The organism is Streptomyces sp. Rer75 (assembly GCF_013414305.1).
GTDB lineage: Bacteria > Actinomycetota > Actinomycetes > Streptomycetales > Streptomycetaceae > Streptomyces > Streptomyces himastatinicus.
Window position 1 is genome coordinate 3,745,330 of record NZ_CP058693.1, and the last position, 25,303, is coordinate 3,770,632.

General features: G+C 73.7%; 1 protein-coding gene. It reads right to left on the bottom strand.

All coding sequences use genetic code 11. The features are described from left to right. A complete protein-coding gene (locus HYQ63_RS15630) occupies positions 1-25,296 on the bottom strand; it encodes a type I polyketide synthase (protein WP_179934366.1) in 25,296 nt (8,431 codons plus the stop codon). Positions 25,297-25,303 lie beyond the last annotated feature (7 nt).

The following is a 25,303-nucleotide window of genomic DNA, read 5'->3' on the forward strand; positions in this document are numbered from 1 at the left end:
TCAGCCGTTGCCGAACCTCTTGTCGATGAAGTCGAAGAGTTCGTCATCGCTGACCTCTTCGAACGCGTCCGCCTCGGCGTCCGCCCCGTCGTCGTCCGCGGTGCGACGCACGTCGTGCCACTTCGCCAGCAGCGTCTGTAGGCGCACCGTGATGTTCGCATGCGCGGCCTCGTCCGCCGCGACCGCCGCCAGGTCCTCCGGCGCCAGCGAGGACAGGCTGTTCTCCAACCGCTCCAGCTCCTCCATGAGGGACGTTCCGGTGTCCGCGGCCTCCGGCGCCACCTCGTGGCGCAGCTGCCGCGCGAGCGCCACCGGCGTCGGGTGGTCGTACACCAGCGTCGCCGTCAGCTTCAGCCCGGTGGCCGTGTTCAGCCGGTTCCGCAGTTCCACGGCCGTCAGCGAGTCGAAGCCCAGCTCCTTGAACGCCTGCTCGGCGCCCACCTGCTCCTTCGACGCGTAGCCCAGGACGGCGGCCACCTGGCGGCGCACCAGGTCGAGAACGGTCCGCTCCTGCTGGGCCTCCGACTGCCGCGCCAGCTGCTGCGCCAGGGTCTCCGCCCCGGCCGCGTCCGCCTTTTCGGTTACGGCCGCGCCGCCGCTGTCGGCGGCCCGCCGCACCGGGGTGCGTACCAGGCCGCGGTAGAGCGGCAGCAGTTCCCCGGCTGAGGCGGCGCCGCGCAGCGCCGCCAGGTCCAGCCGTACGGGCACCAGCACCGCTTCGTCGGACACCGCCCGGGCCGCGTCGAACAGGGCGAGGCCCTCTTCGGCGGACAGCGGCAGCACACCGCCGCGCGCCGCCCGCTTGAGGTCGGCCGCGCCGATCCTGCCGCCCATGCCGCGCTCCTCGGCCCACATGCCCCACACGAGGGACTGTGCGGGCAGGCCGGTGGCGCGGCGGTGTCCGGCGAGCGCGTCGAGGAACACGTTCGCCGCCGCGTAACCGCCCTGGCCCGCGCCGCCGATCGTGCCGGCCGCGGCCGAGAACAGCACGAACGCGGACAGGCCCAGATCGCGGGTCAGCTCGTGCAGGTTGACCGCCGCGTCGACCTTCGGCCGCAGGACGCGGTCGATCCGCTCCGGCGTCAGCATGTCGATGACACCGTCGTCGAGGACGCCCGCGGTGTGCACCACGGCCGTCAGCGGACGGTCGGCCGGAATCCCGGCCAGCAGCCCGGCCAGCGCCTCCCGGTCGGCCGCGTCGCACGCGACGACGGTGGCCTCGGCGCCCAACGCTGCCAGTTCGGCGGTCAGTTCGGCCATGCCCTCGGCGGCGGGGCCGCTGCGGCTGGTCAGCAGCAGATGGCGGGCGCCGTGCGCGGTGGCCAGATGGCGGGCCACCAGCCTGCCCAGACCGCCGGTGGCGCCGGTGACCAGGACGGTGCCCTCGGGGTCGAGGGTGTCGCCCACCCGCTCGTCGGCCGGGGCCTCGACCCGGGCCAGGCGTGGTGCGTACGCCGCCCCCGCGCGCAGCGCGATCTCGGGCTCGCCCGAGTCCATCGCCGCCGCGATCGCCGGGTACGACACCTCGCCGTCGACGTCGAGCAGCACGAACTGCCCCGGGTTCTCCGTCTGCGCGGACCGCAGCAGCCCCCACACGGGCGCGTTCACCAAGTCCGCGACCTCGGCGTCCCCGGCCGCGGCGACCGCGCCGCGCGTGACCAGCACCAGCCGGGCACTGCCGGGCCGACCGCCGTTCAGCCACTCCTGGACCAGGCCCAGGGCCCGGTGGGTGGCCGCGTGCGCGTCCGCGACGAGGTCGTCGCCGCCGTCGGGCAGGAAGGGGATCAGCACCGTGTCCGGCGCCGTCCCGTCCATCGCGACTGCCATGCCCAGCGCCGTCAGGTCGTCGTGGACGGTGGCGGTGTGCCCGGCCGCGTCGAGGGCCACGCTCAGCTTGAGGTCGTCGCCGCCGACCACGGCGAAGCCCGCCGACGCGACGTCCGAAGGCGCCGCCACCGGGGCCCAGTCGACCCGGAACAGCGTGTCCCGGCGCCCGGACGTCGCCGCCGCTCCGGCGATCCGGTCCACCTCCAGCGGCTCGGCCGCCAGCGCGTCCACCGAAGCGACGAGCGCACCCGTCTCATCGGCCGCCACCAGCGACACCGCGCCGTCCGCCGCGCCGTCCGCGTACGCCGGGGCCAGCCGCACGCGCAGCGCCTCGGCACCCACCGCGTACAGGCTCAGCCCCCGCCACGAGGCCGCCACCGCGGCACCGTTCACGCCCAGCCCCAGCGGCTGGAGCGCACCGTCCAGCAGCGCCGGATGCAGCGCGAAGCGGGCGGCGTCCGCCTGCTGCGCCTCACCGACGCGCACCTCCGCGTACAGCTCCTCGCCGCGCCGCCACACGTGGCGCAGGCTCTGGAACGCCGGGCCGTGCAGCAGCCCGGCGCGCGCCATGCCCGCGTACAGCGCATCGGTGTCCACCGGCTCCGCGCCGGCGGGCGGCCATACGGCGAACTCGGCGACGGGAGCCGGGGCCTCGGCCGACGCGAGAACGCCACCGGCGTGCCGCGTCCACGGCTGGTCGGACTCCGCACCCTCCGGGCGCGAGTACACCGCCAGCGGACGACGGCCCTCGCCGTCGGGCTCGCCGACCGACACGCGCAGCTGAACGCCGCCGCGCTCCGGCAGGATCAGCGGCTCCTCAAGGGCCAGCTCCTCCAGCAGCCCACAGCCCACATGGTCCCCGGCGCGCACCGCCAGCTCCACGAACGCGGAGCCCGGCAGCACGGCCGTATCGGCGACCGCGTGGTCCGCCAGCCAGGAGTGCGACGCGAGCGAGAGCCGCCCGGAGAAGAGGTACGCGTCCGCGTCGGGCAGCTCCACCGCCGCACCCAGCAGCGGGTGACCCGCCGAACCGAGCCCGGCCGAGGCCACCTCGTCCAGGTTGAGCAGCGCGTCCACCCAGTAGCGGCTGCGCTGGAACGCGTACGTCGGCAGCCCGACCTTCCGCGCGCCCGTACCGGCGAAGAACGCCTCCCAGTCCGGGGCCAGGCCACGGACGTAGAGCCGCGCGAGCGCGTTCGTCAGCGCCTCGGCCTCGGGCCGGTCCTTGCGGAGGGCGGAGACGAACGCGGTGTCGTCGTCGCCGGTCACGCACTCCTGCGCCATGGCGGTGAGCACACCGTCCGGGCCCAGCTCGACGTACGTGGTGACGCCCCGCGCTTCGAGGGTGCGTACGCCGTCGAGGAAACGGACCGCCTCACGGACGTGGCGCACCCAGAAGTCGGCGGTGGCGATCTCCTCGGCGGAGACGACATCACCGGTGAGGTTGGAGACGATCGGGATGCTCGGGGTCTCATACGACAGCCCCTCGGCCACCTCGCGGAACGCCTCCAGCATCCCGTCCATGCGCGGGGAGTGGAACGCGTGGCTGACCGTGAGCCGCTTCGTCTTACGACCCTGCGCCTCGAAGAACGCCGCGATCTGCACGGCGTCATCCTCGTCACCCGCGATCACGACCGACGTCGGGCCGTTGAGGGCGGCGATGCTGACGCGCTCGGTGAGCAGCGGCAGCACCTCGTCCTCGGACGCCTGGACGGCAACCATCGCGCCACCAGCGGGCAACTCCTGCATCAACCGCCCACGCGCGGCCACCAGCTTCGCCGCATCCGCGAGCGACAGCACACCGGCCACATGAGCGGCGGCCAGCTCGCCGATGGAGTGACCGGACAGGAAGTCCGCCTTCACACCCCAGGCTTCGACCAGCCGGAACAGCGCCACCTCGATGGCGAACAGCGCAGGCTGGGTGAACGCCGTCTGGTCCAGCGCCGCGGCGTCGTCCCCGAACAGGACATCCCGCAGCGGCCGTTCCAGATGCGCGTCCAGATGAGCGCACACCTCGTCCAGCGCGTCCGCGAACACCGGGTACGCCTCGTACAGCTCACGGCCCATCCCGAGCCGCTGGCTGCCCTGACCGGTGAACAGGAACGCCACCTTGCCACCGGCCACCGAGCCCTCGACCAGGCCCGGCACCTCGGACTCGCCGCGCGCCAGCGCCGCGAGACCGGCCAGCAGCCCGTCCCCGCCGTCCGCGGTGAGCACGGCCCGGTGGTCCATGGCGGTGCGGGTCGTGGCCAGCGAGTACGCGACGTCGATGGCTGCGGCGTCGCCGCCGAGGTGGGCCAGCAGCCGTTCGGCCTGACCGCGTACGGCGGCCCGGGACTTGCCCGACAGCACCCACGGCACCGTCGGCAGCTCCGCCACCGGACCGGTGGCGGGGGCCTCATCCGGGGCCGGGGCCTGCTCCAGCACGGTGTGCGCGTTCGTACCGCTGATGCCGAACGCCGACACCGCGGCCCGGCGCGGGCGGCCGGTCTCCGGCCACTCCCGCGCCTCCGTCAGCAGCTCCAGCTCACCGGCGGACCAGTCGACGTGCGGCGTCGGCTCGTCGACGTGCAGGGTCTGCGGCAGTACGCCGTGCTGCAAGGCCAGCACCATCTTCATCACGCCCGCCACACCGGCCGCGGCCTGCGTGTGGCCGATGTTGGACTTGATGGAGCCGAGCAGCAGGGGCAGGTTCTCCGGCCGGTCCTGGCCGTAGGTGGCCAGCAGCGCCTGCGCCTCGATCGGGTCGCCCAGCGTCGTACCGGTGCCATGCGCCTCGACCGCGTCCACCTCGGACGCCGAGAGACCGGCACCGGCGAGCGCCTGCCGGATGACACGCTGCTGCGACGGGCCGTTCGGCGCCGTCAGGCCATTCGACGCACCGTCCTGGTTGATCGCGCTGCCGCGCACGGTCGCCAGCACGGTGTGCCCGTTGCGGCGGGCGTCCGACAGCCGCTCCACGAGCAGCATGCCCACGCCCTCGCCCCAACCGGTGCCATCGGCCCCGGCCGCGAACGCCTTGATACGACCGTCCGCCGCCAGCCCGCGCTGACGGCTGAAGTCCACGAACGAACCCGGCGTCGACATCACCGTCACACCACCGGCCAGCGCCAACGAGCACTCACCCGCCCGCAGCGCCTGAATCGCCCAGTGCAGCGCCACCAGCGACGACGAGCAGGCCGTGTCGACGGTGACCGCCGGACCCTCAAGGCCCAGCGCGTACGACACCCGGCCGGACATCACACTGGCCGCGTTGCCCGTGCCCATGAAGCCGTCGCCGCCGTCCTGCGAGTGGAGGACGAGGGACATGTAGTCCTGGCCGTTCGTACCGGCGAACACGCCGACCTGCTGACCGCGCAGCGTCGTCGGGTCGATGCCCGCGCGCTCGAACGCCTCCCAGGAGGTCTCCAGCAACAACCGCTGCTGCGGGTCCATCGCCATGGCCTCGCGCGGCGAGATCCCGAAGAACGCCGCGTCGAAGTCCCCGGCGTCCGCCAGGAAGCCGCCTTCCCGGACGTACGTGGTGTTCTCGGCGCCCGGCTCCGGGTCGTACAGCGACTCGATGTCCCAGCCACGATCGGCCGGGAAGTCCGTCACCGCGTCCTGCCCGGAGGACAGCAGTCGCCACAGCTCCTCTGGCGAGTCCACCCCGCCCGGGAAGCGGCAGCTCATGCCCACGATCGCGATGGGATCGTCATCGACCACGACGCCCACGGACGTGGTGGCGGTGTCGGCCGCGCTCTCGTCGCCCAGGAACTCCGTACGGAGGTGGTCGGCGAGCGCCGTCGACGTCGGGTAGTCGTAGACCAGGGTGGGCGGCAGCCGCAGCCCGGTCACGGTGTTCAGCCGGTTGCGCAGCTCGACGGCGGTCAGCGAGTCGAAGCCCAGCTCGCTGAACGCCCGGCTCGCCTCCACCGCCTCGGCGTCGGCGTGGCCGAGTACGTCCGCCACGGCGGAACGCACCAGGTCCAGCAGCACGCGTGCGCGCTCCGCCACCGGAACGGCCGCGAGCCGCTGCGCGAGCGAGGTCTCGTCCGCGCCGCCACCGGCCGTACGGGCCGTCTGCCCGGCCTCCGCCTCCAGCGCCGTGCGCGCCTCGGGCAGATCCCGCAGCAGCGGGCTCGGCCGGGACGCGGCGAAGCCGGGGGCCAGCCGTTCCCAGTCGATGTCCGCGACCATCACGGTCGTCTCGTCCAGGTCCAGGGCGCGCTGGAGCGCGGCGATGGCCAGGTCCGCCGCCATCGGCGGCACACCGGCGCGGCGCATGCGCTGCTCCAGCGCGTCGTCCGCGGCCATGCCGCCCTCGGCCCACGGGCCCCAGGCGATGGACGTGGCGGGCAGGCCCTCGGCCCGGCGGCGCTCGGCGAGCGCGTCCAGGAAGGCGTTCGCGGCGGCGTAGTTGGCCTGGCCCGCGGCGCCCATGGAACCGGCGAACGAGGAGAAGAGGACGAACGCCGTGAGGTCCAGCTCCCGCGTCACCTCGTGCAGGTTGGCCGCGGCGTCGGCCTTCGCGCGCAGCACGGTGGCGAAACGCTCGGGCGTCAGCGACTCCAGTACGCCGTCGTCCAGCACACCGGCCGCGTGGATGACGGCCGTCAGCGGCAGCTCGGCCGGGAGCCCGGCCACCAGCGCGGCCAGCGCGTCCCGGTCGGCGGCGTCGCAGGCCGCGACCGTGATCCTGCCCCCGGAGGCGGTGAGTTCGTCCCGCAGCTCGGCCGCGCCGGGCGCGTCGAGACCGCGGCGGCTCGTGAGCACCACGTGTGCGGCGCCCTGGGCCACCAGCCAGCGGGCCACCTGCGCGCCCAGCGCGCCCGTACCGCCGGTCACCAGAACGGATCCCGCGCCCGGCTGCCAGATGCGGCCGCGCGAGGAGACGGTGGCGCGGGTCAGGCGACGGCCGAAGACACCGGAGGCGCGCACCGCCACCTGGTCCTCGCCATCAGCGCCCTCGACACCACCGGCCAGCACGCCCGCCAGCCGGGACAGCGCCCGGTCGTCCACCGTCTCCGGCAGATCGACGAGCCCGCCCCACTGCTCGGGAAGCTCCAGGGCGGCAACCCGCCCCAGGCCCCACACCCGTGCCTGCCACGCGTCCACCAACCCGTCGGACCGGCCGGTGGAGACCGCGCCGCGCGTGGCGACCCACAGCGGCGCGTCCACGCCCAGGTCGACCAGCGCCTGTGTCAGGGCGGCCGTACGGAGCAGGCCATCGGCGCCCGCGGCGACGGACGGCAGCGCGAACACGCCCGCCACCGGGCCCTCCGCGACCGCCTCGCGCAGCCCCTCGGCCATGCCCGCACGGTCCTCGGCGGCCAGCTCGATCCGCTGCGCCTCGGCACCGCGTGCGGACAGCGTCCGTACGACCCCCTCGGCCCAGACGTCGCCCTCCCCATCGGCGGGCGCGACGACCAGCCACCGGCCGCTCAGCATCCCCGCACCACGGGCGGTCACCGGCTTCCAGGTCACCTGGTAGCGCCACGCGTCGACGGTGGACCGCTCGCTCTGCCGACGCCGCCACGAGGACAGCATCGGCAGGACGGCGCTCAGCGAGGACAGCTCGTCCGCGTCCTCGGACTGGAGCGCCCCGGCGAGCGCGGTCAGATCCTCGCGCTCCACGGCCTCCCAGAACCGGGCGTCCACGGAATCCATGGCCGCCGCCGCCTCGCGGACCTCCTCCGGGTTCTCCACCCAGAAGCGCTGCCGCTGGAAGGCGTACGTCGGCAGGTCGACCTGCGCGGCGCCCGTACCGGCGAAGTAGGCCCGCCAGTCGAGGGCGACGCCCCGTGCGTGCAGCGCGGCCAGAGCACCGGTCAGCGACTCCGGCTCGGCACGGCCCTTGCGGAGCGCGGTCACAAACGCCGCATCGGCACCGGTGGCGCACTCCTGCGCCATGGCGGTGAGCACACCGTCCGGGCCCAGCTCGACGTACGTCGTCACACCCTGCGCTTCGAGGGTGCGTACGCCGTCCAGGAAGCGGACCGCCTCGCGGACGTGGCGCACCCAGAAGTCGGGGCTGGTGATCTCCTCGGCGGAGACCAACTCGCCCGTCAGATTGGACACGATCGGGATGCGCGGAGCCTCGTACGACAGCCCCTGCGCCACCTCGCGGAACGCCTCCAGCATCCCGTCCATGCGCGGCGAGTGGAACGCATGGCTGACGGTGAGCCGCTTGGTCTTACGACCCTGCGCCTCGAAGGACGCGGCGATCTGTACGGCGTCATCCTCGTCACCCGCGATCACCACCGACGTGGGCCCGTTGAGCGCGGCAATGCTGACGCGCTCGGTGAGCAGCGGCAGCACCTCGTCCTCCGACGCCTGCACCGCAACCATCGCGCCACCGGCCGGAAGCTCCTGCATCAGGCGGCCACGAGCGGCTACGAGGGTGCAGGCGTCCGCGAGCGACAACACGCCCGCCACATGCGCGGCGGCCAGTTCGCCGATGGAGTGACCGGACAGGAAATCCGCACGCAGACCCCACGCCTCGACCAGCCGGAACAGCGCCACCTCGACCGCGAACAGCGCAGGCTGCGTGAACGCCGTCTGGTCCAGCACCGTGGCGTCGTCCCCGAACAGCACCGTCTTCAGCGGCGTTTCAAGGTGCTGGTCCAGCGCATCGCACACCGCATCCAGCGCCTCCGCGAACACCGGGTACGCGCCATACAGCTCACGGCCCATCCCGAGCCGCTGACTGCCCTGACCCGTGAACAGGAACGCCACCTTGCCGTCCGCCACCGAGCCCTCAACGAGCCCCGCAGCCGACTCACCCCGCGCCAGCGCCTCCAGACCCGCGACCAGCCCGGCGCGGTCCTCGCCGACCACCACCGCGCGGTGGTCCAGGGCCGCCCTGCCGGTGGCCAGCGCGTAGCCGACGTCCGTGGCGTCCAGGTCGGTGTGGGTGCCGACGTGGGCCAGGAGCCGTTCGGCCTGGCCGCGCAGGGCGGCCTCGGTCTTGCCCGAGAGCACCCACGGCACCGTCGGCAGTTCCGCCACCGGACCGGTCGCGGGGGTCTCCTCGGGGGCCGGGGGCTGCTCCAGGATGGTGTGCGCGTTCGTACCGCTCACGCCGAACGACGACACGGCCGCCCGGCGCGGTCGGCCGAGTTCCGGCCACGGCCGGGCGTCGGTCAGCAACTCGAGGTCGCCCGATGCCCAGTCCACGTGCGGGGTGGGCTCGTCCACGTGCAGCGTCTGCGGCAGCACACCGTGGCGCATCGCCATGATCATCTTGATGATGCCCGCGACACCGGCCGCGGCCTGCGTGTGGCCGATGTTCGACTTGAGGGAGCCCAGCCACAGCGGCTGCCCCTCCGGCCGCTCCCGGCCGTAGGTGGCGAGCAGCGCCTGCGCCTCGATCGGGTCGCCCAGTGTCGTCCCCGTACCGTGCGCCTCCACCACATCCACATCGGCGGTGGTGAGCCGTGCGCTGGTGAGCGCTTCGCGGATGACGCGCTGCTGGGACGGGCCGTTGGGCGCCGTCAGGCCGTTGGACGCACCGTCCTGGTTGACGGCGCTGCCACGCACGACCGCCAGCACCTGGTGACCGTTCTTCCGGGCATCCGACAGCCGCTCCACGAGGAGCATGCCCGCGCCCTCGGCCCAGCCCGTGCCGTCCGCCGACGCGGCGAACGACTTGCAGCGGCCGTCGGTGGACAGGCCCTGCTGGCGGCTGAAGTCCACGAACGTGTCCGGGGTGGCCATGACGGTGACACCACCGGCCAGCGCGAGCGAGCATTCGCCGTTGCGCAGCGCCTGCGCGGCCAGGTGCAGCGCCACCAGCGACGACGAGCACGCCGTGTCGATGGTGACCGCCGGACCCTCCAGACCGAAGGTGTACGCCACCCGGCCCGACGCGATGCTGCCCGCGCCACCCGTGCCGAGATAGCCCTCAAGCCCCTCGGGGACGGCGGTCAGCCGCGTCAGATAGTCGTGGTACATGACGCCCGCGAACACACCGGTCCGGCTGCCGCGTACGGACGACGGGTCGATGCCCGCCCGCTCGAACGCCTCCCACGACGTCTCCAGCAGCAGCCGCTGCTGCGGGTCCATCGCCATGGCCTCGCGCGGGTTGATGCCGAAGAAGTCCGGGTCGAACTCGGCCGCGTCGTGCAGGAAACCACCCTCGCGGGTGTAGCTGGTGCCCACCTGGTCGGGGTCGTCGCTGTAGAGCGCGTCGAGGTCCCAGCCGCGGTCGGCGGGGAACGGGGAGATGGCGTCAGTGGCACCCGTGACGAGCTGCCACAGCTCCTCGGGGGTCGTGACCCCGCCCGGGTAGCGGCAGCTCATGCCGACGATGACGATCGGGTCGTCGTCGGTGGCGGCCGACACCGGCACCGGCGTGTGCACCTCCGCCGGTTCGTCGCCCACCAGCTCGGTCCGCAGATGGCGGGCCAGCACCTGCGGGTCCGGGTAGTCGAAGATGAGGGTCGCGGGCAGCCGCAGCCCGGTCACGGCATTGAGCTGATTACGCAGCTCCACCGCCGTCAGCGAGTCGAAGCCCAGGTCCTTGAACGCCCGCCCGGCGCCGATGGTGTCCGCGCCGCCGTAGCCCAGTACGGTCGCGACCTGCGCCCGCACCAGGTCCAGCAGCAACCGCTCCTGCTCCGCCACGCTCAGCCCGGCCAGCCGATCCGCCAGCCCCGCGTCGCCACCGGCCGCGACCGCATCCACCGCGCGCCGCGCCGGGACCCGCACCAGGCCGCGCAGCAGCGGCGAGATCGCGGGCTGGTTGCGCAGCGCCGCGAGGTCCAGGCGCATCGGCACCAGCGATGCCTCGTCGACGGTCAGCGCGGCGTCGAAGAGCCGCAGTCCCTCCGCCACCGGCAGCGGGGGCACTCCGGCCCGTCGCATCCGGGTGATCTCGGCCTCGTCCAGGGTGTCGCCCATGCCGCCACCGGCCCACAGGCCCCACGCCAGCGAGGTTGCGGGCAGAAGGTGGGCGGCGCGGTGCTGGGCGAGCGCGTCCAGGAAGGCGTTGGCGGCGGCGTAGTTGCCCTGCCCCGGACCACCGAAGACACCGGCGGCCGAGGAGAAGAGCAGGAACGCGGACAGGTCGAGGTCTTGGGTCAGCTCGTGCAGGTTCCAGGCCGCGTCCGCCTTCGGGCGCAGCACCTTGGTCAGTCGTTCCGGTGTCAGCGAGCCGATCACGCCGTCGTCCAGCACACCGGCCGTGTGCACGACGGCGGTGAGCGGATGCTCGGCGGGGATGGTGGCGAGGGTCGCGGCGAGCGCGTCCCGGTCCGCCAGGTCACACGCCGCCCAGCGCACGTGGGCACCCAGCTCGGCCAGCTCTTGGGTGAGTTCGGCCGCACCCGGTGCCTGGTCGCCGCGGCGGCTGACCAGGAGGAGGTGGCGCACGCCGCGTTCCGCCACCAGGTGGCGGGCGAACAGGCCGCCCAGCGAACCGGACGCGCCGGTAACCAGCACCGTCCCGTTGGGGTTCCACTCCGGGGCCGCGTTGTCGGTCGCCGCGGATGCGGTGCGGGCCAGCCGTGGCGTCTTGACGACGCCCTGCCGCACCGCGACCTCGGCCTCGCCGCTCGCGAGGGCGGCGGGCAGCGCGGCCCGCGAGTCCTCGTCGCCGTCGAGGTCGATCAGGAGGAGCCTGTCCGGGTTCTCGGACTGTGCGGAGCGCAGTAGGCCGCGTACGGCGGCGCCTGCCAGGTCTGGCACCGGCTCACCGGGCTCGGTGGCCACGGATCCTGAGGTCAGCACGGCCAGGCGTACATCGGCGAAGCGGTCGTCGGCCAGCCACTGCTGTAGCAGCCCCAGCGCCTGGGTGGTGGCCTGATGCGCCGTGGTGGCGGGGGAGCTTTCCCCCACCCCGCCCCTTCCCGAAACTTGGGGCTCCGCCCCAAGACCCCGGTCCTCAAGCGCCGGACGGGCTTGATTTGCCGGACGTAGGCCTTCAAGTGCTGCATCCTGCTCGGCCAGGGACACCACTACGTACTCCGGCAAGGGCATTCCCGAATCGACGGCCTCGCCCAGCGCCACCAGGTCCGGGTACGCCGTGGCGCCCAGCCCGAACGTGTCCGTGCCCAGCGTCGCCCAGTGGCCGTCGGCCACGTCCGCAGTTGCGGCCGACGTCCACTCCACGCGGTACAGCGACTCGTGGTACGCCGTACGCGCGCTCTGGAGCTGCTCGGCCGACACCGGACGCAGCACCAGCGACTCCACGGCCGCGACCGGCGCACCGTTCGTGTCCGCGATCTCCAGCCGTACGCCGTCGCCGCCCACCGCGGCCATCCGCACCCGCAGGGTGGACGCGCCGCTCGCGTACAGCGACATCCCGGTCCACGCGAACGGCAGCCGCCCCTCGGTCTCGGTGCCCCCGAGACCGGCGAGGCCGAGCGCGTGCAGGGCGGAGTCCAGCAGCGCCGGGTGCAGGGCAAACGCGGCGGCGTCCTCGGCCGCCCCCTCGTTCAGCGCCACTTCGGCGAACACCTCGCCGTCGCGCCGCCACGCCCTGCGCAGCCCCTGGAACGAGGGCCCGTAAGCGAAACCGACGTCCCGCAGATCCGCGTAACGGTCGCCGACCTCCACCTCGGCCGCATCCGCCGGAGGCCATGCGCTCAGCTCGAACGACGCCTCCGCCATGCCACCGGACGCCAACACACCGGACGCGTGCCGGGTCCACGGCTCCTCGGCCGACAAGCTCTCGGCGCGGGAGTGCAGTTCCAGCGGGCGGCGGGCCGTGTCATCGGCGGCGCCGACCCACAGCCGCAGCTGGACGCCGCCCTCCTCGGGCAGGACCAGCGGCGCTTCGAGGGTCAGCTCCTCCAGCACGTCACAGCCGACCTGGTCACCGGCGCGGATCGCCAGCTCCACGAACGCGGTGCCCGGCAGCAGCACGGTGTCCATGATCGTGTGGTCGGCGAGCCACGGGTGCGTCGACAGCGCCAGGCGGCCGGTGAACAACGTCCCGTCCGCGCTCGGGAGTTCGGCGCTCGCGCCGAGCAGCGGATGCCCGGCCTCGCCCAGGCCCAGGGCCGCGACGTCGCCGAGGAACAGCGACGACACCTTCGGCCAGTAGCGCTGGCGCTGGAAGGGGTACGTCGGCAGCTCGGCCGGGTCGATGCGGGTGGCTGCGGTGGTGTTGGCGTAGAAGGCCGTCCAGTCCACCGCCACGCCCCGCACATGCGCCCGCGCGACGGCGGTCGTCAGCGCCTCGGCCTCGGGACGGTCCTTGCGCAGCGCCGAGACGAACACGGCGTCGTCGCCGGTCACGCACTCCTGCGCCATGGCGGTGAGCACACCATCCGGGCCCAGCTCGACGTACGTCGTGACGCCCTGCGCCTCCAGGGTGCGGACGCCGTCGAGGAAGCGAACCGCTTCGCGAACGTGGCGCACCCAGAAGTCGGCGGTCGCGATCTCCTCGGCGGACACCACGGCACCGGTCAGGTTGGAGACGATCGGGATGCGGGGAGCCTCGTACGACAGCCCTTCCGCGACCTCGCGGAACGCCTCCAGCATCCCGTCCATACGCGGCGAGTGGAAGGCATGGCTGACCGTGAGCCGCTTGGTCTTACGACCCTGCGCCTCGAAGCCCGCCGCGATCTCCAGAGCCGCGTCCTCGTCACCCGCGATCACGACCGACGTCGGGCCGTTGAGGGCGGCGATGCTGACACGCTCGGTCAGCAGCGGCGCCACCTCGTCCTCCGACGCCTGCACCGCAATCATCGCGCCACCGGCCGGAAGCTCCTGCATCAGACGCCCACGCGCCGCGACCAGCTTCGCCGCATCCGCGAGCGACACCACACCCGCCACATGGGCAGCAGCCAGCTCACCGATGGAGTGCCCGGACAGGAAGTCCGCACGCAGACCCCACGCCTCCACCAGCCGGAACAACGCCACCTCAACCGCGAACAGGGCGGGCTGGGTGTAACCGGTCCGGTCCAGCACCGAGGCATCGTCCCCGAACAGCACCGTCTTCAGAGGCTGCTCAAGATGCGCGTCCAGCGCATCGCACACCTCGTCCAGGGCCTCCGCGAAGGCCGGATGCGCGAAGTACAGCTCACGCCCCATCCCCAGCCGCTGGCTGCCCTGTCCCGTGAACAGGAACGCCACCCGGCCACCGGCCACCGAACCCTCGATGAGTCCGGCCGCCGTACGGCCCTCGGCGAGCGCTTCCAGGCCGGACAGCAGCCCGGTCCGGTCGTCGGCGACCAGCGCCGCCCGCTCCTCGAAGGACGAGCGGCCGACGGCCAGCGCGTAGCCGAGGTCGGCGGTCCGTACGTCGGGCCGCGCGGTCAGGTAGGTGTGCAGTTGCACGGCCTGGGCGCGCAGCCCCTCGGGGGTCCGGGCGGAGAGGAGCACCGGCAGGGCCGACACGCTGTCAGCGGCCTCGAAGTCACCCTCCTCGACGGCGGGAACAACGGCCGGGGCTTCTTCCAGAACCGCGTGGGCGTTGGTTCCGCTGAAGCCGAAGGACGACACGCCCGCGCGACGCGGGTGCTCGGTCTGCGGCCATGCCCGCGCCTCCGTCAGCAGCTCCAGCTCGCCCGCCGACCAGTCGACGTGCGGCGTCGGCTCGTCCACGTGCAGGGTGCGCGGCAGCACTCCGTGGCGCATGGCGAGGACCATCTTCATCACACCGGCGACACCGGCCGCGGCCTGGGTGTGGCCGAGGTTGGACTTGATGGAGCCGAGCAGCAGGGGCCGGTCCTCGGGCCGGTCCTGGCCGTACGTGGCGAGCAGCGCCTGCGCCTCGATCGGGTCGCCCAGCCGGGTTCCCGTACCGTGCGCCTCGACCGCGTCCACATCGGCGGCCGACAGACCCGCACCAGCCAGGGCCGCGCGGATGACACGCTGCTGCGACGGGCCGTTCGGCGCCGTCAGACCATTCGACGCACCATCCTGGTTGACCGCCGTGCCGCGTACGAGCGCGAGCACCGGGTGGCCGTTGCGCCGGGCGTCCGACAGCCGCTCCACGAGCAGCATGCCCACGCCCTCGCCCCAACCGGTGCCGTCCGCACCGGCCGCGAACGCCTTGATACGGCCGTCCTCGGCGAGCCCGCGCTGACGGCTGAAGTCCACGAACACACCGGGGGTGGACATGACGGTCACACCACCGGCCAGCGCGAGCGAGCATTCCCCGCCGCGCAGCGCCTGGATCGCCGAGTGGAGGGCGACCAGCGACGACGAGCACGCGGTGTCGATGGTGACCGCCGGGCCTTCGAGGCCGAAGGTGTAGGCGAGCCGGCCGGAGATGACGCTCGCCGCGTTGCCCGTGCCCATGTGGCCTTCGAGGCCCTGCGAGTCGCCGAGCAGCAGCGACAGATAGTCCTGGCCGTTGGTGCCGACGAAGACACCGGCGGTGGAGCCGCGCAGCGTGGCCGGGTCGATGCCCGCGCGCTCGAACGCCTCCCACGACGTCTCCAGCAGCAACCGCTGCTGCGGGTCCATCGCCAGCGCCTCACGAGGCGAAATGCCGAAGAACGCCGGATCGAAGTCGGCGGCGTCGTGGAGGAAGCCGCCCTCGCGGGCGTACGAGGTGCCCTCGACGTCCGGGTCCGGGTTGTAGAGCGAGGCCAGGTCCCAGCCGCGGTCGGTGGGCATGCCCGAGATCACGTCCGTACCGGCTTCGAGCAGCTGCCACAGCGCCTCGGGGGTGTGGACACCGCCCGGGAAGCGGCAGCTCATCGCGACGATCGCGATCGGGTCGTCGTCGGCCGCCGCGCCCGCCACCAGCGCGCCGCCGGTGCCGGTGGCCGTGGCCGGTTCGCCGAGCAGCTCGGCGAACAGGTGGTCGGCGAGGGCGATCGGCGTCGGGTAGTCGTAGACGAGCGTGGCGGGGAGCCGCAGATCGGTGGCGGCGTTCAGGCCGTTGCGCAGTTCGACGGCGGTGAGCGAGTCGAAACCGATGTCGCGGAAGGCCCGTTCGGCGCTGATGTCGGACACATCGGCGTGGCCGAGCACGTCCGCCACATGGGTCCGTACGAGGTCCAGCAGCGCCCGGTGGCGCTCCGCCTCGGGCAGGCCGAGGAGCCGCTGCGCCAGCGCGGACGCCGACTCGACGGCCACCGTCTCGCCAGGGGCCGTGGCGGTGTGCCGGACCTCCGGCAGGTCGGCCAGCAGCGGGCTGGGACGCCCGGCGGTGAAGCCCGGGGCGAACCGGTCCCAGTCGACGTCCGCGACCGTCACGGCCCCGTCGCCCAGGTCGAGGGCGCGCTGGAGCGCGCCGAGCGCGAGGTCGGCATCCATCGGCGGCATACCGGCGCGGCGCATGCGCTGCTCCAGCGCCTCGTCCGCGGCCATGCCGCCCGCGGCCCACGGGCCCCAGGCGATGGACGTGGCGGGCAGACCCTCGGCGCGCCGACGCTCGGCGAGCGCGTCCAGGAAGGCGTTCGCGGCGGCGTAGTTGGCCTGCCCGGCGGCGCCCACGGTGCCGCTGGTCGAGGAGAACAGCACGAACGCGGACAGGTCCAGGTCGCGCGTCAGCTCGTCGAGCGCGAGCGCGGCGTCGGCCTTCGCCCGCAGCACACCGCTGATGCGCTCGGGGGTCAGCGACTCCAGTACGCCGTCGTCCAGCACACCGGCCGCGTGCACCACGGCCGTCAGCGGCATCTCGGCGGGCAGCCCGGCCAGCAGCCCGGCCAGGGCCTCCCGGTCGGCCACGTCGCACGCGGCCACGGTCACGCGGGCGCCCGATGCGGCGAGTTCGTCGCGCAGTTCGGCCGCGCCCGGCGCGTCCAGGCCACGGCGGCTGGTGAGCACCACGTGCTCGGCGCCGTTGTCGATCAGCCAGCGGGCCACCTGGGCGCCCAGGGCGCCCGTGCCGCCCGTCACCAGCACCGTGCCGCGAGCGCTCCAGCTCTCGGACTCCGGCACCGGCCGTGCGGTGGCGTGCGCCAGCCGGCGGCCGAAGACCCCGGAGGGGCGGACGGCGATCTGGTCCTCGCCCCCGGACCCGGCCAGTACCGCCGCCAGCCGCGACAGCACCCGGTCGGTCGGGGTCTCGGGGAGGTCGACCAGACCGCCCCAGCGGTCGGGCAGCTCCAGGGCCGCGACCCGGCCCAGGCCCCAGACCCGCGCCCGGGCCGGGTCCACGACCTCGCCCTGACGCCCCGTCGACACCGCGCCCCGCGTCGCGCACCACAGCGGCGCGTCGATCGCGGCGTCGCCCAGAGCCTGCACGAGCGCGGCCGTGGGCAGCAGGGCATCCGCGTCCCCGGCGCCCAGCAGCGAGAGCACACCGGCGACGGCGCCGCCGTCGGCCACCGTACGCAGCTGCTCGGCGATGCCCGCGCGGTCCTCGGCCACCAGCGCGAGCTGCCGCACCTCGGCGCCGCGTTCGGTGAGCGTACGGACGACACCGGCCGTCCACGCGTCGGTCTCCGCATGAGTGACGACGAGCCAGGTGCCGGACATGCGCGACGCGGAACCCAGCGGGAGCGGCTTCCACGACACCTGGTACCGCCAGCCGTCGACACCGGCGGCGGCGAGACCCGACACCGGCGCCTCGGGCCAGTAGCGACGGTGCTGGAAGGCGTACGTGGGCAGGTCCACGCGGGACGCACCGGTCCCCGCGAAGTACGCCGCCCAGTCCGGCGCGACACCACGGACGTGGAGTCGACCGACGGCGGTGGTCAGGGCCTCCGCCTCGGAGCGGCCCGCACGCAGCGCGGCCACGAACGCCGCACCGGTGCCGGTGGCGCTCTCCTGGGCCATGGCGGTGAGGACACCGTCCGGGCCCAGCTCGACGAAGGTGGTGACGCCCTGCGCTTCGAGGGTGCGTACGCCGTCGAGGAAGCGGACGGCCTCACGGACATGCCGCACCCAGAAGTCCGGGGTGGTGATCTCCTCGGCGGAGACGACGTCCCCGGTCAGGGTGGAGACGATCGGGATGCGCGGAGCCTCGTACGACAGCCCCTCCGCGACCTCGCGGAACGCGTCCAGCATCCCGTCCATACGCGGCGAGTGGAAGGCGTGGCTGACCGTGAGCCGCTTCGTCTTGCGGCCCTGCGCCTCGAAGCCAGCCGCGATCTCCAGAGCCGCGTCCTCGTCACCCGCGATGACCACGGACTTCGGGCCATTCACCGCGGCGATGCTCACGCGCTCGCTGAGCAGCGGCGCCACCTCGTCCTCCGACGCCTGCACCGCAATCATCGCGCCACCGGCCGGAAGCTCCTGCATCAACCGCCCACGCGCCGCCACCAACTTCGCCGCATCCGCAAGCGACAGCACACCCGCCACATGCGCGGCAGCCAGCTCACCGATGGAGTGACCGGAGAGGAAGTCCGCACGCAGACCCCACGCCTCGACCAGCCGGAACAGCGACACCTCGACCGCGAACAGCGCGGGCTGGGTGTAACCGGTCTGGTCCAGCACCGAGGCGTCGTCCCCGAACAGCACCGTCTTCAGCGGCCGTTCGAGGTGTGCGTCCAGCGCGTCGCACACCGCATCCAGCGCCTCCGCGAACACCGGATAGGCGTTGTACAGCTCACGGCCCATGCCCAGCCGCTGGCTGCCCTGCCCCGTGAACAGGAACGCCACATCGCCCTCGGCGGCCGTGCCGTCGATGAGCCCCGGCGCGGACTCGCCCCGGGCCAGCGCGTCGAGCCCGCGGAGCAGTTCGTCCCGGCCGTCGGCGACCAGCACCGCGCGCTGGTCCAGCACGGCGCGGCCGGTGGCCAGGGTGTGGGCGACATCGGCCGGTTCGAGGGCGGGATGCGCCGTGAGGTGGGCGTACAGCCGCTCGGCCTGGGCCCGCAGGGCGTCGGTGCCCTGCGCGGACAGCGCGTACGGCAGCACACCGGTCTGCCGGTTCTCCGGCTGCGTCTCGTCAGCGACGAGTACGGGCGCCTGCTCGATGATGGTGTGCGCGTTGGTGCCGCTGATGCCGAACGAGGACACACCCGCCCGGCGCGGACGGCCCGTCTCCGGCCACTCCTGCGCCTCCGTCAGCAGCGACACCGCTCCGTCCGCCCAGTCGACGTGCGGCGACGGTGCGTCCACGTGCAGCGTCCGCGGCAGCAGGCCGTGGCGGATGGCCATGACCATCTTGATGATTCCGGCGACACCGGCCGCCGCCTGGGCGTGGCCGATGTTGGACTTGACGGAGCCGAGCCACAGGGGCAGGTCGGCATCGCGGTCCTGGCCGTACGTGGCGAGCAGCGCCTGTGCCTCGATGGGGTCGCCCAGCGTCGTACCGGTGCCGTGCGCCTCAACAGCGTCAACCTCGGCGGCCGACAGGCCCGCACCGGCCAGCGCCTGCCGGATGACGCGCTGCTGCGACGGGCCGTTGGGCGCCGTCAGACCATTCGACGCACCGTCCTGGTTGACGGCCGAACCGCGCACGACCGCCAGCACCTGGTGGCCGTTGCGTACCGCGTCCGACAGCCGCTCCACGAGCAGCATGCCGACGCCCTCGCCCCAGCCCGTGCCGTCCGCACCGGAGGCGAACGCCTTGCAGCGGCCGTCCGCGGCGAGGCCGCCCTGGCGGCCGAACTCGGTGAAGTGGCCGGGCGTCGTCATCACGGTGACACCGCCCGCGAGGGCCATGGTGCATTCGCCCTGCCGCAGCGCCTGGATGGCCCAGTGCAGCGCGACCAGCGACGACGAGCACGCGGTGTCGACGGTGACCGCGGGGCCTTCGAGGCCGAGGGCATAGGCGATGCGGCCGGACATGACGCTGCCCGCGTTGCCCGTCATCACATGGCCCGCGACCTCCGCACCGGCCTGTTCGAGGCCCGCGTCGTAGCCGCTGTAGGCGGCGCCGACGAACACGCCGACCGAGCTGCCGCGCAGCGCGTCCGGGTCGATACCGGCGCGCTCGAAGACCTCCCAGGAGGTTTCCAGCAGCAGCCGCTGCTGCGGATCCATCGCGAGCGCCTCACGCGGCGAGATGCCGAAGAACGAGGCGTCGAAGAGGTCCGCGTCATGCAGGAAGCCACCGCTGCGGGCGTAGTCGGACGGCGCCGCGTCGGCGTCCTCGTCCGTCCACTGGGTCTCCCAGTTGCGGTTGACGGGGAATCCGGTGATGGCGTCCGCGTCCGTGGCCACGAGCTGCCACAGGTCCTCGGGCGAGCGCACGTCGCCGGGGTAGCGGCAGCCCATGGCGACGATGGCGATCGGGTCGTCGGCGAGGGAGGCGGCGGTTGCCGCCGGGGACGTGTCCGCCCGGTCATCCTCGTCGCCCACGTCGGCATCCGGGCCGAGGAGTTCGGCGCGCAGATGGTCCGCGAGGACGGCGGGGTTCGGATAGTCGAAGACGATCGTGGTGGGCAGCTTGAGCCCGGTGGCGCCGGAGAGCCGGTTGCGCAGCTCGACGGCGGTGAGCGAGTCGAAGCCCAGCTCCTTGAAGGCCCGGCGCGCCTCGATGGCATCGGCGGAGGCGTGGCCGAGCGCCGCGGCCACATGGGTGCGGACGAGGTCCAGCAGCGTACGGCGGCGCTCGCTCGCGGAGAGCGCGCGCAGCCGCTGGGCCAGGGACGAGCCGGAGGCGGCGAGCGAGCCCGCCGCGGTCCGCCGACCGGTCGTACGGATCAGCCCGCGCAGCAGGGCCGGAACCGGGCCCGTACCGGCTGCGGAACGCAGCGCCGCGAGGTCGAGCCGGGCCGGGATCAGCGTGGTCCGGCCGGTGGAGCAGGCGGTGTCGAACAGCGCCATGCCCTCGTCGTCGGACAGCGCGCCCATGCCGCTGCGGGCCAGCCGCAGCAGATCGGTCTCGGTCAGGTCGCCGGTGATGCCACCGGACTCGGCCCACAGGCCCCACACCAGCGAGGTGGCGGGGAGACCGGTGGCGCGGCGGTGTGCGGCGAGCGCGTCGAGGAAGACGTTGGCAGCGGCGTAGTTGGCCTGGCCCGCGCCGCCGAGGGTGCCCGCGATGGCGGAGAACAGGACGAACGCGGAGAGGGCGCGGCCACGCGTCAGCTCGTGCAGGTTCCAGGCCGCGTCGACCTTGGGCCGCAGGACGCGGTCCAGCTGCTCGGGCGTCAGGGCGGCCGCCGTGCCGTCGTCCAGCACACCGGCGGTGTGCACGACGGCCGTCAGCGGGTGCTCGGCCGGGATGGCGGCCAGGGTCGCGGCGAGCGCGTCGCGGTCCGCGGCGTCGCAGGCGGCGAGGGTGATCTCGGCGCCCTGCGCGCGGAGTTCGGCGGCCAGCTCGGCGGCGCCGTCGGCGTCCGCGCCGCGCCTGCTGGTGAGCAGCAGGTGGCGTACGCCGTGCTCGGCGACCAGGTGGCGGGCGAGCAGACGGCCCAGGGCGCCGGTGCCGCCGGTGATGAGGACGGTGCCGTCGGCGTCGAACGCCTGGGCGGCGCCGTTGGTACGGTCCTCCGCCGTGGCACGGGCCAGGCGGGGCGCGAGGGCGCGGCCCGCACGGACGGCCAACTCCGGCTCCCCGGTGGCCAGGGCGTCGGACAGCGCGGCGACGGAGGAGTCTTCGTCGAGGTCCACGAGGACGAAACGGCCCGGGTTCTCGGTCTCGGCGGAGCGCACCAGACCCCACAGCGGGGCGTGCGCCAGGTCGGTGAGCTGCTCCTCGTCCCCGGCGGCCAGCGCGCCCCGGGTGACCACCACGAGCCGCGCGTCCCCGAACCGCTCGTCGGCCAGCCACCCCTGGACGAGGGCCAGCGCGCGCTGCGCCTCCCGGTGCGCCGCTTCGGCCACGTCCTCGTCCGGGCCCTGCGGTACGGGCGCGAAGGAGGCAAAAACCAGCTCCGGCGCGGCGGTGTCGCCCGCCTCGACGGACGCGCCCAGCGCCGCCAGATCCGGTACGGAGGCGGCGGCCACGCCGCCCGCGACCATGGCGTACGGGTCCTCGTCACCGAGGACGACGCGGCGGGCGGCGGCGTCCGGCCCGGCCTCGACGGCCTGCGGGGCGGCCACCCACTCCAGCCGGTACAGGTGCTGCCACTGTGCGTCCGCGTCTCCCCCGAGGTCTTCGGGGAGCGGGCGGCAGCGCAGTGCGTCGATGGTGGCGACCGGCTCACCCGCGGCGTCGGCGAGCGCCACGGTCACGGTGTCGGCTCCGGCCGACCCGATCCGTACGCGCAGCGCGGACGCGCCCTCCGCGTACAGGGAGACGCCCTGCCAGTCCGCGGCCAGCTGGGGGGCATCCCCGTTGGCGCACAGGGTGTGCAGGGCGGCGTCCAGCAGCGCCGGGTGTACGGCAAACCGCTCGGCGCCGGGGTTGGCGTCCTCCGGCAGCCGGACCTCGGCGAACAGCTCGTCACCGCGCCGCCAGGCCGCCGTCAGCCCCTGGAACAGCGGGCCGTGCTGCACGCCCGCCTCGGCCAGTCGACCGTAGAGCGCGTCGGTCTCGATCGCCTCGGCGGCGGTCGGCGGCCACTCGGTCAGGTCGTACGACGGGCTCGGGGCGCCAGAGGCCAGCACACCGCTCGCGTTGCGGACCCATGCCGCGTCGGGCGCTGCGTCCTCCGCGCGGGAGGAGACGGTGAGGGATCGCCGTCCGCCCTCGTCCGGGGCGCCGACGGTGACCTGGAGCCGGACGCCACCGCGCTCGGGCAGCACCAGCGGGGCATGCAGGGTCAGCTCATCGAGATGGTCGCAACCGGCCTGGTCACCAGCCCGAACCGCAAGCTCCACGAACGCCGTACCCGGCACCACGACCGAGCCCCGCACCACATGATCAGCCAGCCACGGATGCGCATCCACACCCAACCGACCCGTGAACAACAACCCGTCGGACTCCGCCAACGACACCGCCGCACCCAAGAGCGGATGCCCCGCCGGCTCCAACCCCACCGACGCCACATCACCCACGGACCCGGCGCCCGGCTCCAACCAGAACCGCTCATGCTGAAACGCATACGTCGGCAGGTCGACCCGCCCCGCACCGGTCCCCGCGAAGAAGCCGGCCCAGTCCACGCCCACGCCACGCACGAACACCCGCGCGACAGCGGTCGTCAGCGACTCCACCTCGGAGCGGTCCTTGCGGCAGACGGCGACGAACGCCGCCTCCTCACCGGACACACACTCCTGCCCCATCGCAGAGAGCACACCATCCGGGCCCAGCTCGATGAACGTCGTGACGCCCTTGGCTTCGAGGGTCCGGACACCCTCGAGGAAGCGGACCGCCTCACGGACATGGCGCACCCAGAAGTCGGCAGTCGTGATCTCCTCGGCGGACACCAGCTCGCCGGTCAGATTCGACACGATCGGGATGCTCGGGGCCTCGTACGACAGCCCCTGCGCCACCTCGCGGAACGCGTCCAGCATCCCGTCCATGCGCGGCGAGTGGAAGGCGTGGCTGACGGTGAGCCGCTTGGTCTTACGACCCTGCGCCTCGAAGGACGCCGCGATCTCCAGAGCCGCGTCCTCATCGCCCGCGATGACCACGGACGTGGGGCCGTTGAGGGCGGCAATGCTCACCCGCTCCGTCAGCAGCGGCGCCACCTCGTCCTCCGACGCCTGCACCGCGACCATCGCGCCACCGGCCGGAAGCTCCTGCATCAACCGCCCACGCGCCGCCACCAACTTCGCCGCATCCGCAAGCGACAGCACACCCGCCACATGCGCGGCAGCCAGCTCACCGATCGAATGACCGGACAGGAAGTCCGGCTTCACGCCCCACGCCTCGACCAGCCGGAACAACGCCACCTCAACCGCGAACAGCGCAGGCTGGGTGAAACCGGTCTGGTCCAACGCCTCCGCATCCGCCCCGAACAGGACGTCGCGCAGCGGCCGTTCCAGGTGCTGGTCCAGCTCCGCGCACACCGCGTTCAGCGCCTCCGCGAACACCGGATACGTCTCGTACAGCTCACGACCCATCCCGAGCCGCTGGCTGCCCTGCCCCGTGAACAGGAACGCCACCTTGCCCGGCACCGGCGAGCCCTGCACCAGCCCGGGGGTGTCCCCGTCGGTCGCCAGGGTGCCGAGCCCGGTCAGGAAGCCGTCGCGGTCGCCCGCGACGACCACCGCACGGTGGTCGAAGGCGGACCGGGTGGTCGCGAGCGCGTGGCCGAGGTCGAGCGGGCGCAGGTCTGGGTGGGCCTGGACGTGCGCGGCCAGGCGCTCGGCCTGGGCGCGCAGGGCGGCGGCGCCGCGTCCGGACAGGACCCACGGGAGCACGGCGGGGGCCACAGTCGGAGGCGGGGCGGCCTCCGCCGGTTCGGGCTCGGGCGCCTGCTCGATGATGGTGTGGACGTTGGTGCCGCTGACGCCGAACGACGACACGCCCGCCCGGCGCGGACGGCCCTCGGTCTCCGGCCACTCCCGCGCCTCGGTGAGCAGCGACACGTCACCCGCCGACCAGTCGACGTGCGGCGTCGGCTCGTCCACGTGCAGGGTCTGCGGCAGCATCCCGTGCCGCATCGCCATGACCATCTTGATGACGCCGCCGATTCCGGCGACGTTCTGGGTGTGGCCGATGTTCGACTTGAGCGAGCCGAGCCACAACGGCTGCCCCTCCGGCCGGTCCTGGCCGTAGGTGGCGATCAGGGCCTGCGCCTCGATCGGGTCGCCCAGCGTCGTGCCCGTGCCGTGTGCTTCGACCGCGTCCACGTCGGCGGGCGTGAGGCGGGCGTTCTCCAGGGCCTGGCGGATGACGCGCCGCTGCGACGGCCCGTTCGGCGCCGTCAGACCGTTGGACGCACCGTCCTGGTTGACCGCCGAACCGCGCACGACCGCGAGCACCTGGTGGCCGTTGCGTACCGCGTCCGACAGCCGCTCGACCAGCAGCACGGCCACGCCCTCGGACCAGCCGGTGCCGTCCGCCGACGCCGCGAAGGACTTGCAGCGGCCGTCGGCGGACAGTCCGCGCTGGCGGCTGAACTCCACGAACACATCGGGCGAGGCGAGCACGGTCGCGCCCGCCGCCAGCGCGAGCGAGCATTCGCTCTGCCGCAGCGCCTGGACCGCCAGGTGCAGCGCGACCGAGGAGGACGAACACGCGGTGTCGATGGTGGCGGCCGGGCCTTCGAGGCCGAAGGCGTAACTGAGCCGCCCGGACGCGACGCTGGAGGCGGTGCCGGTGAGCAGATGGCCCTCGACGCCCTCCGGCAGGTCGTATTCGCCCGCCCCGTACGCCTGCGTGGACGCGCCGACGAACACGCCGGTGCGGGAGCCGCGCAGCACGGCCGGGTCGATGCCCGCCCGCTCGAACGCCTCCCACGACGTCTCCAGCAGCAGCCGCTGCTGCGGATCCATGGCGAGCGCCTCACGCGGCGAGATCCCGAAGAACCCGGGGTCGAACTGGTCGGCCTCGTAGAGGAAACCGCCCCCGCGGGCGTAGAAGGTGCCCTCGTGCTCCGGGTCCGGGTCGTACAGCGACTCGATGTCCCAGCCGCGGTCGGTCGGGAACCCCGAGATGGCGTCGTGGCCGCCCGCGACGAGCTGCCACAGCTCCTCGGGGCTGCCGACGCCACCGGGGAACCGGCAGCTCATGCCGACGATCGCGATCGGTTCCCGGGACGCGTCGGTGAGCTGCTGGTTCTGCCGACGCAGCCGCTCGGTTTCCTTCAGCGAGGCCCGCAGCGCGTCAACGAGCTTTTCGTTGGGGGTAGTCATCGTGTCG